At 52.0% G+C, this 14,235-nt stretch carries 9 protein-coding genes; 1 reads left to right on the top strand and 8 read right to left on the bottom strand.

What is annotated here, in order from left to right; genetic code table 11:
• Positions 1–9: 9 nt before the first annotated feature.
• From folC to fabB, 8 genes are all read right to left on the bottom strand, one after another.
• The gene (gene folC / locus ABD028_RS08220) at positions 10–1,260 is read right to left on the bottom strand and encodes a bifunctional tetrahydrofolate synthase/dihydrofolate synthase (protein ID WP_343843979.1); all 1,251 of its coding nucleotides are present in this window, start codon (positions 1,258–1,260) and stop codon (positions 10–12) included.
• A 3-nt stretch (positions 1,261–1,263) separates the two neighbouring features.
• The gene (accD, locus tag ABD028_RS08225) at positions 1,264–2,118 is read right to left on the bottom strand and encodes an acetyl-CoA carboxylase, carboxyltransferase subunit beta (protein ID WP_343843983.1); all 855 of its coding nucleotides are present in this window, start codon (positions 2,116–2,118) and stop codon (positions 1,264–1,266) included.
• Positions 2,119–2,358: 240 nt separating this feature from the next.
• A complete protein-coding gene (gene truA / locus ABD028_RS08230) occupies positions 2,359–3,150 on the bottom strand; it encodes a tRNA pseudouridine(38-40) synthase TruA (RefSeq protein ID WP_343843986.1) in 792 nt (263 codons plus the stop codon).
• Positions 3,151–3,248: 98 nt separating this feature from the next.
• Positions 3,249–6,119, bottom strand: a complete 2,871-nt coding sequence (locus ABD028_RS08235; protein WP_343843989.1) for a FimV/HubP family polar landmark protein — start codon at positions 6,117–6,119, stop codon at positions 3,249–3,251.
• Between the two features lie 293 nt (positions 6,120–6,412).
• Positions 6,413–7,429: an aspartate-semialdehyde dehydrogenase gene (locus tag ABD028_RS08240; protein WP_343843992.1), complete on the bottom strand. Its 1,017-nt coding sequence runs from the start codon at positions 7,427–7,429 to the stop codon at positions 6,413–6,415.
• 49 nt (positions 7,430–7,478) lie between these two features.
• Positions 7,479–8,609 (bottom strand): 4-phosphoerythronate dehydrogenase, encoded by a 1,131-nt coding sequence (locus ABD028_RS08245; protein WP_343843994.1) that lies wholly within the window; start codon positions 8,607–8,609, stop codon positions 7,479–7,481.
• Between the two features lie 64 nt (positions 8,610–8,673).
• Positions 8,674–9,972, bottom strand: coding sequence for an ATP-dependent RNA helicase RhlE (gene rhlE / locus ABD028_RS08250; RefSeq protein ID WP_343843997.1), 1,299 nt, complete (start codon positions 9,970–9,972; stop codon positions 8,674–8,676).
• Positions 9,973–10,233: 261 nt separating this feature from the next.
• The gene (gene fabB / locus ABD028_RS08255) at positions 10,234–11,448 is read right to left on the bottom strand and encodes a beta-ketoacyl-ACP synthase I (protein ID WP_343843999.1); all 1,215 of its coding nucleotides are present in this window, start codon (positions 11,446–11,448) and stop codon (positions 10,234–10,236) included.
• Positions 11,449–11,651: 203 nt separating this feature from the next.
• Here fabB and mnmC point away from each other — a divergent pair, with 203 nt between their 5' ends.
• Positions 11,652–13,673 (top strand): bifunctional tRNA (5-methylaminomethyl-2-thiouridine)(34)-methyltransferase MnmC2/FAD-dependent 5-carboxymethylaminomethyl-2-thiouridine(34) oxidoreductase MnmC1, encoded by a 2,022-nt coding sequence (gene mnmC / locus ABD028_RS08260; protein ID WP_343844003.1) that lies wholly within the window; start codon positions 11,652–11,654, stop codon positions 13,671–13,673.
• Positions 13,674–14,235 lie beyond the last annotated feature (562 nt).

Here is a 14,235-nt window from a genome sequence, read left to right on the forward strand (position 1 = left end):
CAATTGGGTTCAAGAGGTGGTGATAGATAAAATCTCAGCCACAGTAAAAAAGGAGCCGAACACTACCACCAGATCTTGTTGTTGTGCCTGCTGCAAGGCTTTGCTGTAGGCATCTTGTACGGATTGGCATTCTAGCACTTTTTGTCCATCAGGCAGCAAGTTAGCCAGCATTGTGGCACTGGCACCACGCGGCCCGCCCAGCGGAGCCAAGTACCAGCTTGGACTTAACGACGCAAATGGCCCGAGGCAGGCGCCGATATCTTTGTCCTTCAGCATGCCCACAACAAGGTGCACCTTGGGCGCGGCATATTTGCTGATTTGCTGCAATAGATAGTTAGCCGATTGAGGATTATGTGCAACATCCACCAGCACAGTGGGATGCTCGCCAATCAGCTGACAACGACCAGCCAGCCGGATATTGGCCAACAATGTTGCCACATCCAGTTCTGCAAGCACGCCCAAGCGCTGTAACACAGCCAACGCCGTAGAAGCATTGGCTGGCGGAATAGCCGGCAGCGGGCCACTGCACGACACACCATTTTGGCCCTGCCAATAGAAACAGTTGTGTTCAACGCGGAAGCTGAAGTCCCGGCCCTGCCAACTCACGTCCAGATTGAGATTGTCGGCTATGTCAACCAGATTTGCCGGAGGCTGCGGCTCCCCCACAACGGCCTGTCCATTACGGCGAAAAATACCGGCTTTTTCCGCTGCTACCAGTTCGCGGGTATCACCCAGCCAATCCTGATGATCAAGATCAATGGTGGTAATCACAGCAATGTCAGCATCAAGAATATTCACTGCATCCAGTCGACCGCCCAGCCCGACTTCCAAAATGGCAAAGTCCGGCTGCTGCTGGGCAATGAGCACCAGGGCTGCCAGGGTGCCAAACTCAAAGTAGGTCAGACTGGTGCCCGCCCGGGCCTGTTCCACTAACGCAAAGGCCTGGCAGTGGGCCTGCTCACTAAGCATCTGTCCACTTACACGCAAGCGTTCACGGTAGTCCAGAATATGCGGGGAGCTGTATACGCATGTACGGTGGCCGGTTTGCTCTAAAGCTTGTTCCAGCATGGCGCAAGTCGTGCCTTTGCCGTTGGTGCCTGCCACAGTAATTACCCTGATACTGGAAAAATCCAGCGCCAGGCGCTGAAACACTTCGCGGGTACGCTCCAGTCCCATATCAATAGTGGACGGATGAATGGATTCCAGATAACGCAGCCAGCCTTCCAATGTGGAAGGCTGGGAAGAAGGTTGCTGTGTCATAAATCAGTTGGAGTGATGCATTTTGCTGAGCAGACTATGCAACTTGTCACGCATCTGACGGCGATCAACAATCATGTCGATGGCGCCTTTTTCCAGCAAAAACTCGCTGCGCTGGAAACCAGGGGGTAGTTTTTCACGCACGGTTTGTTCGATGACCCGGGGACCAGCAAAACCGATCAGGGCTTTAGGCTCAGCCACATTAACATCACCCAGCATAGCTAAACTGGCTGATACGCCCCCCATCGTTGGGTCAGTCAATACCGAAATATAGGGCAGCCCTTTTTCACTCATTTTAGCCAGCGCGGCACTGGTTTTAGCCATTTGCATCAGTGACAACAGCGCTTCCTGCATACGTGCCCCGCCACTGGTTGAAAAACACACCAGCGGACAATTATTTTCCAGACAGGCTTCCACCGCTTTAACAAAACGGGCCCCTACTACTGAGGCCATAGAGCCGCCCATAAAGGCAAATTCAAATGCCGCCACCACCACTGGCATACCATTGAGCTTACCTTTCATCACCACCAGGGCGTCTTTTTCGTTGGTGGATTTTTGTGCGGCAGTAATTCTGTCCTTGTACTTCTTGGAGTCTTTAAACTTCAGCACATCCTGAGGCTCTAATTCGCCCCCCAGTTCAACCCGCTCCCCCTGGTCCAGAAAGCTGTCAATACGCGCTCTGGCACTAATGCGCATATGGTTATCGCACTTAGGGCAAACTTCCAGTTGGCGCTCAAGCTCCTGTTTATACAGGGTGGCATTACATTCGGTACACTTAGTCCATACCCCTTCCGGCACATTGGCCTTAGCGGCGGCCGACTGTTGGGTACGGGGAAGTATTTTCTGAATCCAGCTGCTCATGGAACCCTTAATCCTGATGTTGTACAGCGCCAAGCGCTGCCTTGAAATATGGTGCCGAACATGATTTCGGCCAGGTCACGCCGATATAACAAGGCATGAACCAGTTAATTTTGCGCTATTAGAGCATAAATCAAGGTAGGACCAAAAATATTAACTGGTCTTAGAAGTGATCCATACGCCACGGAATCCCAATAACGCTCAAACATCCGCTATCCGCCATATTGTCTTCAGCCTGATTATTTACAATTGTGGAGGCAGGAATAATGGACCAGGGTTGGACTGCGGCAGGCAAAACGCTTCAGGATATGTAACATCCACCAAGTACAAGCCATTGGGTTTTGCCGTAGCGGCCGCCTGACTACGATCCTTTCCAGCTAATAATTGCGCCAGCCACTCTACCGGTTTGTGTCCGCTGCCAATTTCCAACAACGAGCCGGTAATATTACGCACCATATGATGTAAAAAGGCATTAGCCTGAATTTCCAGCACCACGTAATCGCCAAGCCTATGTAAGGCTACATGGGTTACATGTCGGTTTGGAGACTTTGACTGACATATGGCGGCACGAAAGGCGCTAAAATCATGCTCTCCCAGCAAACAGGCTGCCGCTTCGTTCATACGATGGATATCAAGATGGCTGTGATAATGGGTTACCCCCTGCCGCAAAATACCACTGCGTAGCGGGTGATTGTAAATCACATAGCGATAGCGTCTGGCGGTGGCGGAAAAACGCGCATGAAACTCTTGCGGTACCTCGACCGCCCATTTCACTGCTATGTCATCTGGCAAACTGGCGTTCATGCCCAAAGTCCAGGCCCGCATTTGCCGCGCATTATTCACATCAAAATGCACCACCTGGCCGGTAGCATGTACTCCCGCATCGGTGCGCCCGGCGCAGGATAGCTCTATTGGTTCCGCAGCAATACGGCTAAGGGCGGTTTCCAGTTCCTGTTGAACACTGTTGACTTCGCGCTGACGCTGCCAGCCATAATATTTTGAGCCGTCGTACTCAATCCCCAGAGCAATTCGCATTATCTTCTCTGCCAGACAAAAATTGCCGGGAGTATAACAGGGGTCCAGCCAATGCTTAACATGTTCTGGGCCATCATCAACCGCTCAAAACCTTATATTTATTCCAGATTATTCAGAATGGTTTGGGCTTCCTGCTGTTGTTCAGGGCTACCTTTTTCCACCACCTGCTGCAGCAGCTCTATGGCGGACTCTTTGTCTTCCATTTCAAGATAGGCGCGGGCCAGATCCAGTTTCGCACCTAATCCGCTGTCCTTATCCACGTCCACTACGTCTTCGTCATCTTTCACACCGGAGTATTGATCTAAGTCCACATCCAGATTCAGTTCCTTCTCCACAGTTGGCTCTTCTTCCGCTTCCAGACTTTCACTAAGCAGGGCGTCGATATCGAGGAAATCTTCTTCCGATTCAGCCAGAGGCTTGGGTGGCTCAGGATCTTGCAAATGCTCATTGAGCAGGGCTTCAAGATCCAGTTCTGGTTCATCAGGTTTTACGTCTTCAGATTCTTGTTCTGATTCGGCATCCATGGACTCCAGCATCTGATCAAAGTCTGATGACTCCAGTTCATCCAACATCTGATCATCGTCACTGACCTTTGCTTTGGCTGTGGTGCCTTTATTTTCCAGCCAGTCGCCCAGGGCTGGCAGCTCATCGAGTTCTTTGGCCAGTTCATCAGAAGTCAGGCTTTCGTCTTCCATATCTGCCAACGCCTGCTCCAGCGCATCGTCGTCGAGAATATCATCCAGACCTGGCTCATCAGCCGCTTTATCAGCCTGTTCGGCAGTTGGCGTATCAACTTCAGCATCTGCCGCCTGTTGGGTGTCAGTATCCTGTTCAGGCACTTCCTGCTCAAATGCATCCAATGCCTGTTCGAATTCCGCCAGTTCCTGATCGATCTCGTCGTCTTGTATTTCAGTCTGGGCAACGTCTTCATCAAGCATTGTCTCCAGCTCATCGGCAGAAACCTGCATATCCTGTGATTCAGCAGATTCCTCTTCTGCCATAGGTTCTTGCCGGTTGTCGGTTTTATCCTCTGCCAACTCAGCCGGTGCATCCAAATCCGCTTCATCAGCCTCTAGTTCGGCCAGTAATTCATCACTCAGGTCGTCCCCTGCGGTATCCGGCTGCTCAATTTCGGAGGTGGCGTCCTCAAGTTGGGGATTTTCGGCTTCCAGTTCAGCCAACAGCTCATCGGTCAGGTCATACTGAGTTGCATCGGCTTGCCCGGCATCGTCAGTTCTCTCCTGCTGCGTTTCGGGGATTTCAGTATTCTCAGCTTCCAGCTCTGACAACAGCTCGTCGGACAGATCATCCAGGCCGGACTCTGAATCAGCCCTTACGCCAGACTCAACCTCTTCATCCTCCAGCAGATTCTCATTTTCAAGTTCGGCCAATAGCTCATCGGCCAAGTCGTCCTGCAGGTTGTCGACCTGTTCCAGTTCCATCAGCAGTTCGTCAGTCAGCTCATCCAGCTGTTTACCCTGGCTGGCAATTTCCTGATCAAGTTGCTCGATCATTTCATTGCTAAGAGATGACTCCTTATCCAGTTTATCCAGATCCAGGCTGTCATCTTCCACCTGGCTATCCTGTGCCATGGGCTCATCAAGCAGTTCATCTATGCTGATTTCTGGCTTCTCATCGCCACCTGGTGATGATTCCAGCATATCGTCCAGTTCATCATCCCAATTGTCATCGTCATCTGGCGCTGTGGCCGGCGATTCCTCCACCTCAGACAAGTCGATGGCCTGACCATCATCCATATCACTGATTTCATCCAGCAATTCCTGCTCATCACTGAATAAATCGTCCAGATCACCTTGGTCCAGTAAACCACCGTTTGAAGCTTCTTCCTGTTTGGGTTTATCTTCTGGCACCAGCATTTCGTCGGCCAGATCCTGGAAGTCATCAAAGTCTTCACCCAAGGCGGCATCCAGCGACTCTTCCAATTCGTCGGTCAGCACGTCATCGAGTAATTCTTCGCCAAACAGGTCGTCATCCTTGTCATCTGTCTCCAGTTCGCCAGACAACTCATCGGTCAGTGCATCAGACAAGTCATCCATGGGGTTATCTTCTAACACCGGAGCGGGCGCTGGGGCCTGAGTTGGGCTTGCGGCAGCCTGTGGTTCATTGTTGCGACGCCTCAGCCACATGGCCAAACCGCCTAACAACAGCAAGGTTGGGATTAGTGTGGCCGCCACCATGGTAGCCGGGCTATTAAACCAGCTTTGCTGACGTTCAACTTCCTGTTGCTGTTTGATCTCACGGGAAAAATCCACCAGTTCATTCTGCTGCTCCAGCAAAGAGGACAACTGAGTTTTGTCCTGCTCCTGGCTTTGACGCAGGGCTTCAATATCTTCATTTACCTTGTCGAGGCGCTGCAAAACCTGATTATTTTCGAGTAACAGCGCTTGTACCGAATCAATAGAAGCGGCAATTTGTTGCCTAAGACTGTCGAATTGCTGACGGTTTTCCTGATCGAGGTTGCTGAGTTTTGCCTCAATAGCTTGCCGGGTCTGTGCCAGCTCATCGGCACTGGCGCTGTTGATGGCTTTGTTCAGACTGGCCCCCGGTGACGGGGTGGCAGTGGTTGCCCGTTTGAGCGCCTGTTCGTCTAATTCAGCTTTCTGACGGGCAAGCTCTGCATCAATACGGGCAATATATTGCTCGCTGGGCAGGCGCAGCATGGCGCCGTCCACCATTAGATTCAGATTTTGCTGTTCAAATGCGTTTGGGTTGAGTTCATAAATCGCCACCATCACCTGGTAGATACTGAGGGATTGATTCTGACGATAACGCTGGGCGATACGCCACAAGGTATCATTTGATTCGATCGGGCCGTATACCACGCCCGAGAACTCCCTTGTGGCATTCTTCGGACCTTTGATGGCCACAGACTGCGCCTGACTGGCAAGGGGAAGGCCCAAGGAGAAAAAACTTGCCAGACAAAGCATCAGCAACGGTCGTATTCTCATAGTCTTCCTTCGCAGCCCCAACAAAGTACCCACGGAACCAGCCTCTCCGCGGATTTAATAGTTATCACTTTTTATAAGTAACCTTGAGGGTTACCGCCATTTTTTCGGCCTGGATTAAATTTATCAGCAATTTACATTCCAACACGAACTATAAACCAGATACCTGACCTGATCCATAAAGCCGATACTGTAGATTTATACCCATTATCGGCGGACTTTCGCTTTCTTTGAACGCAAAAAAACAGGCCCGGAACCAAGTTCCGGGCCTGTTTACCAGTCTAATCTTAGCGAGCTTACAGGTAGTCGCGCACCAACACTTCGGCAATCTGAATACTGTTGGTGGCCGCTCCTTTACGTACGTTGTCAGATACCACCCACAAATTCAAGCCATTGGGGTGAGAGTGATCTTTACGAATACGACCAACAAACACCTCATCCTTACCACTGGCATTGCCCACCTGGGTAGGAAACTCTTCGCGCTCCCGCATTAAGGTGATACCGGGTGCATCGGCCAGTAAATCTTTCACCGCTTCAGGATCAATAGGCTGATGAGTTTCAATATGCACGGCTTCACCATGACCATAAAATACCGGTACGCGTACGGCTGTAGCATTCACCATAATGCCATCGTCACCCATGATTTTCTGGGTTTCCCAATGCATTTTCATTTCTTCTTTGGTGTAGTCGTTATCCATGAATACATCAATCTGCGGAATAACGTTAAAAGCAATCTGGCGACTGAAGGCTTTTGGCGTGACTTCACGGCTGGACAGCAAATCTGCTGTCTGTCTGGCCAGTTCTTCCATGGCTGATTTACCCGCGCCACTCACCGATTGATATGTGCAGACGTTAATACGGCTGATACCCACCGCATCGTGAATGGGTTTAAGCGCCACCAGCATCTGAATGGTGGAACAATTGGGGTTGGCAATAATATTGCGGTTACGAAAATCGGCCAATGCATGAGCATTAACCTCTGGCACCACCAGCGGAATATCCGGCTCATAACGATACTGCGAGGTATTGTCGATCACCACGCAACCTGCCTCGGCAGCCAGTGGTGCATATTTGGCAGACACACTGCCACCGGCGGAGAAAAAGCCCAGTTGCACCTGTGACCAGTCAAAGGTGTCGGCGTCCAGTACTGTCACGTCCTTACCCTTGAAACTCACCGTACCACCGGCAGAGCGAGTACTGGCCAGAGGATAAAGTTTATTAACCGGAAAATCCCGTTGTTCGAGGATTTCGATCATATGCTGGCCTACCAGACCGGTAGCACCTAAAACGGCAACATCAAAGGCTCGTGACATTTTCTGTTTAATCTCCTTGGTTGGGGTCAAGCCTGACGATCAAAACTGATCAAGAATTAGCGGCTTTACTAGCAAAGCCGAGCCCGCAGATTGCCTTTTTCAGCACAGAATTTCCAGCACTAACTTGCAATGCAGCGAATTCTCTTCTTATAGCATAGTGCTTGCGGATATATTCAAACTGTCCAGGCTGACTCACCTGCGTTTTGAAAAGCTGGTCATCCTGGCGAATATCGTAAACACCAAATACCAGCTTTGCCAGTTGCGCCTGTTCGACCTCATCAATAGTCATTGCGGCTAATTCCGGGTCGGGCAGAACGGCTTCAAGAGGCAGTTCGACAGGCAGGCTGAGCAACTCACCAACCTGTTGATATAGCATCCAGGTGCCTCTGGCTTTGCCTTCCAGGGTATGGCCTGCGATATGGGCGCTGGCTAAGGCGACATAGGGTAGCAAGTCAGTCAGAATATCCGGTTCGTTTTCCCACACATCCAGTACAGTGGTGAATTTCCGCCCCTGACGGTACAGTGCCAACAGCGCCTGATTATCCACTACCTCGCCACGACAGGCATTGATCAGCACCTGATTGTCACTGAGCTGCGCCAATCGTTGTGGGCCAAACAACCCACGGGTGGAATAAGGCCCCTGCTCCACCAAAGGCACATGCAGGCTGATGATGTCACAGGCCATTATGGCATCCATATCCACTATGGTGCGCTTGTCCCCTTGCGCTGCAAGCGGCGGGTCGCAAAGTAAAGTGCGAATACCCAGGGCACTGAGCTTATTATGTAACTGGCTGCCTACATGTCCGGCCCCCACAATCCCGACTTGTTTGTCCAGCAACTGCCAGCCTTGTGTTTGAGCCAGCGCAAACAATGCGCTTACCACATACTCAGCTACCGCTATGGCGTTACAGCCAGCGGCGGAGCCATAGGCGATGCCGCGGGACTTTAAGGCCTGGATGTCCAGATGATTGGTGCCGGCGGTCGCCGTACCCACATATTTAAGGTTGGGACAATGGCTGAGCATTTCTGCATCGACCCTGGTGGTAGAGCGCACCAGCAGAATATCGGCGTCTTTGAGTTGAGATGGCGTGACAGTGCGGCCGCTGAAAAAATGTAACTGCCCCCAATCGGCAAAAAACTCGCGGGCATACAACAGGGAATCTTCACAGTAGATTTGCATGGGCAAAACAGACGAATGACAAAGTCCGCTATTTTGCCCACTTACCCGCGAATTACCAGTCCGATCAGGCTGCGTGTGCGGCTGGATTTCTAGGTTTGCTGCGACGACGACGGCGCTTTTGTTCACCTGCAGGGCGTTCCGACTTCTGCCCTCTGGGCTTTTCACCCATTTGTCGACGCGGTGCCCTGGCCTGTGGCTTTTGAATCGGCTCGGGTTTGGCATTAGGATCCGGCTCAAAACCGTCAATCACCACTTTTGGCAATTCACGTTTGATCAGTTTCTCAATGTCGCGCAGTAGTTTGTGCTCATCCACACACACCAATGATACGGCTTCACCTTCGTTACCGGCACGGCCGGTGCGGCCGATACGATGCACATAATCCTCAGGCACATTAGGCAGCTCAAAGTTAACCACATGAGGCAACTGGTCGATATCCAGTCCCCGCGCGGCAATATCTGTCGCTACCAGCACTCGCACCTGACCAGATTTAAAATCGGCCAGCGCCCGGGTACGGGCCCCCTGACTTTTATTACCGTGGATAGCGGCGGCAGTGAGGCCGTCTTTTTCCAGTTGCTGAGCCAAACGGTTGGCGCCGTGCTTGGTACGGGTAAACACCAGGACCTGCTGCCAGTTGTTGGAGCCTATCAGGTAGGACAACATCTGGCGTTTTTTATCTTTATCCACCGGATGGATTGTCTGTGCCACAGCCTCTGAGGCGGTATTACGTCTGGCCACTTCCACCAGCGCAGGATTGTCCAGCAAACCATCGGCCAGGCGCTTAATCTCATCGGAGAAGGTGGCAGAAAACAACAGATTCTGACGCTTAGCCGGCAATAATTTCAGCACTCTGCGAATATCGTGGATAAAACCCATATCCAGCATACGGTCAGCTTCGTCCAGTACCAGAATCTCTACCTTGGACAGGTCCAGGGTTTTCTGATTGACATGGTCCAGTAACCGGCCTGGGGTGGCGACCAGAATATCAACCCCGCGGCGCAACGCAGCAATTTGCGGGTTGATATTCACACCACCGAAAATCACCGCACTGGTGAGCGGCAGATATTTACCATAGTCGCGCACACTGTCACCCACCTGGGCTGCCAGTTCACGGGTAGGAGTCAGCACCAGCGCTCGTACCGGGCGAATGCCCTGACTAAGGCGCTGACCACCAAGCCTGTGCAGTAGTGGCAAGGTAAAACCGGCGGTTTTGCCGGTCCCCGTCTGGGCAGCGCCCATTACATCACGTCCTTCCAAAACCACAGGAATGGCCTGGGCCTGGATAGGGGTAGGTTGGCTGTAGCCCTGTTCGGCAACAGCACGCAACAATTCAGCCGACAGGCCAAGTTGGTCAAATGAATTCAAAATTGTACTCCGTAACCGGCCTACTCAGCGCTTGGCGCTGACACGGTCTTAGGCGGGGAAAATAAAACGTCCGGGGAATATTAAGAGGATTCGCTAGACAGGCACCGACCGACGGATGCCAAAAGAGGCGCGTACTTTACCAGTTTGGCGCCGATAAGTCTATGTGTGGCAGGAATATCCTCAGCCTGGCTCCCTGCCAAGCCGACATACCGTCCATCCCTGGATGGTACAAAGATATTCAGAGTTTAGAGTTGCAGCTAGCTACTTTTGATAGCGGCGCAATACCAAGGTGGCATTGGTGCCACCAAAACCAAAGCTGTTAGACATCACGGTATTCAGCTGCGCCTGGCGCGGTTCGGTAACAATGTCCAGCCCCGCCGCTTTAGCATCCAGGTTATGCACATTCACAGAGGGGGCAATAAAACCATGTTCCAGCATCAGCATGCTATATATGGCTTCATGCACACCCGCCGCGCCCAGTGCATGGCCGGTCATGGCCTTGGTGGCGCTGATAGCCGGTGATTTGCCAGCAAACACCTGTTGAATGGCTTCAAGTTCTTTCACATCACCTACCGGGGTAGATGTACCATGGGTATTGAGGTAATCAATACTCTCTTCCACACCATGCAAGGCCTGCTGCATACAACGCACCGCACCTTCACCGGAAGGCGCCACCATATCGTAGCCGTCGGATGTGGCGCCGTAGCCAATAATCTCGGCGTAAATCTTGGCGCCGCGGTTTAAGGCATGTTCCAGCTCTTCCACCACCACCATGCCGCCGCCACCGGATATCACAAAGCCGTCACGGTCAGCGTCATAAGTACGGGATGCTTTATCCGGGCTGTCATTGTACTTGGTGGACAGCGCCCCCATGGCATCAAATTCCATGGCCAGGGTCCAGTCCACTTCTTCACCACCACCGGCAAACACAATATCCTGCTTACCCAGTTGGATCTGCTCTAAGGCATGACCAATGCAATGGGCGCTGGTAGCACAGGCCGAGGAAATGGTGTAGTTAATGCCTTTGATTTTAAACGGTGTAGCCAGACAGGCAGATACGGTGCTACTCATGGTCCGGGGCACCATATATGGGCCAACTCGCTTTACGCCTTTTTCACGCAGAATATCCGCCGCCTCCACCTGATTTTTCGAAGAAGCGCCGCCGGAGCCAGCTACCAAACCAGTACGTACATTGGAAACCTGCTCATCACTCAGCCCGGCATCTTCGATAGCCTGTTGCATGGCAATAAAGGCATAAGCTGCCGCTTCGCCCATAAAACGCAGGGCCTTACGGTCGATATGCTCGCTCACATCCAGTTCAATATTGCCCCATACCTGGCTACGCAGGCCCATATCGGCAAATTGCTGGGAGTAACGAATACCGCTTTTGCCCTGTTGCAGGGATTCCAATACTTGCTGCTTATTGTTACCAATGCTGGACACCACGCCCAGTCCGGTAATCACGGCTCTTCTCATTTTGTTACCTTCACTTAAAAAAGTGCCCTTATGGTAATGATTTTCTCGGCAAAACTGGTCTGCTCTTTAAGACCAGACGCGCTACCGAGGGTTCAATGTTAAAGCCATTGTTTTGCTTTATGCCAAGCGGGCCTGGCAACTTTTTACTGCCATCCCACTATCACGTAGAATAGCGCCCCTGCTGTTGTGATTAAAGACCTTGCATGGCTATTCAAACTGCCCAGATAGATTTTAATGAACTAGGTACGCCTGTGGCCAATGCCTTTGACGATGTGTATTTCTCAAACGCCAACGGCCTGGCGGAAACCCGCTATGTATTTTTGCACAACAATCAGATTCCACAACGTTGGCAGCAGTGGCAGAACGCGCATTTTGTGATTGCCGAAACCGGTTTTGGCACAGGGCTTAACTTCCTGGCCAGTCTGGCCGCCTTTGCAGACTTTCGTGCGAATCACCCAAGCTCACCGCTTAAGCGTTTGTATTTTATCAGTACCGAGAAGTTCCCTTTATCTCGGGGTGACCTGCAACAGGCCCTGAATCATTGGCCCGTGCTGGCTGAATATAGCCAGGCACTGCTGAATAACTACCCGCATCTTACCGCTGGCTGTCATCGTCTGCTATTTACCCTGCATGATGCCGACGTGGTTCTTGATTTATGGCTGGGCGATTTACATGAATTGCTGGTGCAGTGGCATTGCCCACCAACAGGACTGGTGGATGCCTGGTTTCTGGATGGATTTGCCCCCAGTAAAAACCCGGATATGTGGACAGATCAGCTGTTTACACATATGGCAACACTGGGGAAACAAGATTGTACTTTCGCTACTTTTACCGCAGCAGGTTTTGTGCGTCGCGGTTTACAGCAGGCCGGTTTTGCAGTGGAAAAACGCCAGGGATTTGGTCACAAACGCGATATGCTGGCCGGTTACCTGCCCAGCAAGCTCCCGCAGGCAGATAATCAACCCTGGTACTTTCGCCGCACAGCAGCACATAAACAGGTTGCCATCATCGGCGCAGGACTGGCCGGCGCAAATCTTGCGTATAGCCTTTGCCAAAAAGGCTACCAGGTCAGCTTATACAGTAAAGCCATTGCAGATGGCGCCTCGGGGAATCGCCAGGGCGGCTTCTACCCTCAATTGCATGTGGATGACAACCTGTCCAGCCGCTTTATGGCCCAGGCCTTTGGCTTTGCCCGTCGTCGCTACGCAGAGTTGCTGACAAGCCAGACCGTGGACCACGATTTTTGTGGGGTGCTGCAGATTGCCTTTAATGCAGCCCTTAAGGACAAACAGCAAAAACTGGTACAAAAAGGGCACTGGCCGACGAATCTGCTAACCCCTCTCGACAGTCGCGCAGCCTCAGATATTGCCGGACTGGATATTCCCTACCCGGCCTTGTTTATTCAGGATGGTGGCTGGCTGGATCCGGCCGGACTAACCCAGGCACTACTACAAGCCTGTGGAGACAATCTCCAAATCATACAGGGCAAAGTAGTTGAGGAGCTCGTCCACCAAGATGGACAATGGCAGTTGCACTGGCAGGATAGTAGCCATAACCATCATCCTTTGGTGGTCCTGGCAACCGGCGCAGATTCGGTGCATTTACCACTATTGCATAACCTGCCGCTGCGACCGGTACGCGGTCAGGTGGAACATATTCCCAGTCTGCCTGCCTATACCAAGCTTAAAACCGTGTTATGTCATAAAGGTTATATGACGCCGGCAATAAATGGCCGCCACGCCATGGGCTCCACTTATATTAAGCAGGATATGCTCTGCGACTACCGCAGCACGGAAGCCGAACAAAACCTGGCCATTCACCAGCAGGCGATGGCGGGTTGCGATTGGGCCGGTCAGCTAATCACCGATGGTCAGGGACGGGCTTCGGTGCGCCTTGGTCTGCCCGACCACTTGCCGTTGGTTGGTGCTATGCCGGACTTACCCACACAGTCCAAGAGCTATGCGGACCTGTATTTGGGTAAGGCACCTCAGGGCTATGCTCAGGCCACCGACCTACCTGGCTTGTATTTGCTCATGGGGCTGGGCTCCCGTGGATTATGCACGGCGCCTTTGCTGGCCGAGATGCTGTCCAGCCAATTAGCGGGTGAGCCCTTGCCACTGGACAATGCGACGCTGGCAGCCCTTAGCCCTAATCGCTTTTTAATCCGTGATTGCCAGCGTAAAGCATTCATAACCACAGAGGCACAGAGATCACAGAGTTGTTGACGAGGGTTAACACTCTGCGTGCTCATCTCTGCGCCCTCTGCGTCATAGCGAGAAGTATTCCAATACCGGCCGAAGGCCCAAAAAACTCTCTCGCAGAGCCGCAGAGTTCACCAAGCGAAAGCCCTGAAACCTCGTTGAATTCTCCGTGATCTTGGTGCCTCTGTGGTGATAAATCTGCCTAAAAGCATAAGTAACCACAGAGGCACAGAGATCACAGAGTTGTTGATGAGGGGTGACAACTCTGTGTGTTCTTCTCTGTGCCCTCTGCGTCACAGCGAGAAGTATTCCAATACCGGCCGAAGGCCCCAAAAAACTCTCTCGCTGAGCCGCAGAGTTCGCCAAGCGAAAGCCCTGAAACCGCATTGAAATCTCCGTGCTCTTGGTGCCTCTGTGGTGATAAATCTGCCTAAAAGCATAAGTAACCACAGAGGCACAGAGATCACAGAGTTGTTGATGAGGGGTGACAACTCTGTGTGTTCTTCTCTGTGCCCTTTGTGCCTTATATGGACTCCCTCGGTGTTGTCAACGAGATCGCATTGAAAACCAGATCAGATGCGGACTT

Source organism: Bowmanella denitrificans (assembly GCF_039522935.1).
GTDB classification, from domain to species: Bacteria; Pseudomonadota; Gammaproteobacteria; order Enterobacterales; family Alteromonadaceae; genus Bowmanella; species Bowmanella denitrificans.

What these genes read in the sequence shown, in the direction of transcription:
- folC (WP_343843979.1), bottom strand. Translation starts at nt 1,260, where the DNA reads ATGACACAGCAACCTTCTTCCCAGCCTTCCACATTGGAAGGCTGGCTG.
- ABD028_RS08245 (WP_343843994.1), bottom strand. Translation starts at nt 8,609, where the DNA reads ATGCAAATCTACTGTGAAGATTCCCTGTTGTATGCCCGCGAGTTTTTT.
- fabB (WP_343843999.1), bottom strand. Translation starts at nt 11,448, where the DNA reads ATGAGAAGAGCCGTGATTACCGGACTGGGCGTGGTGTCCAGCATTGGT.
- accD (WP_343843983.1), bottom strand. Translation starts at nt 2,118, where the DNA reads ATGAGCAGCTGGATTCAGAAAATACTTCCCCGTACCCAACAGTCGGCC.
- mnmC (WP_343844003.1), top strand. Translation starts at nt 11,652, where the DNA reads ATGGCTATTCAAACTGCCCAGATAGATTTTAATGAACTAGGTACGCCT.
- ABD028_RS08235 (WP_343843989.1), bottom strand. Translation starts at nt 6,119, where the DNA reads ATGAGAATACGACCGTTGCTGATGCTTTGTCTGGCAAGTTTTTTCTCC.
- ABD028_RS08240 (WP_343843992.1), bottom strand. Translation starts at nt 7,429, where the DNA reads ATGTCACGAGCCTTTGATGTTGCCGTTTTAGGTGCTACCGGTCTGGTA.
- truA (WP_343843986.1), bottom strand. Translation starts at nt 3,150, where the DNA reads ATGCGAATTGCTCTGGGGATTGAGTACGACGGCTCAAAATATTATGGC.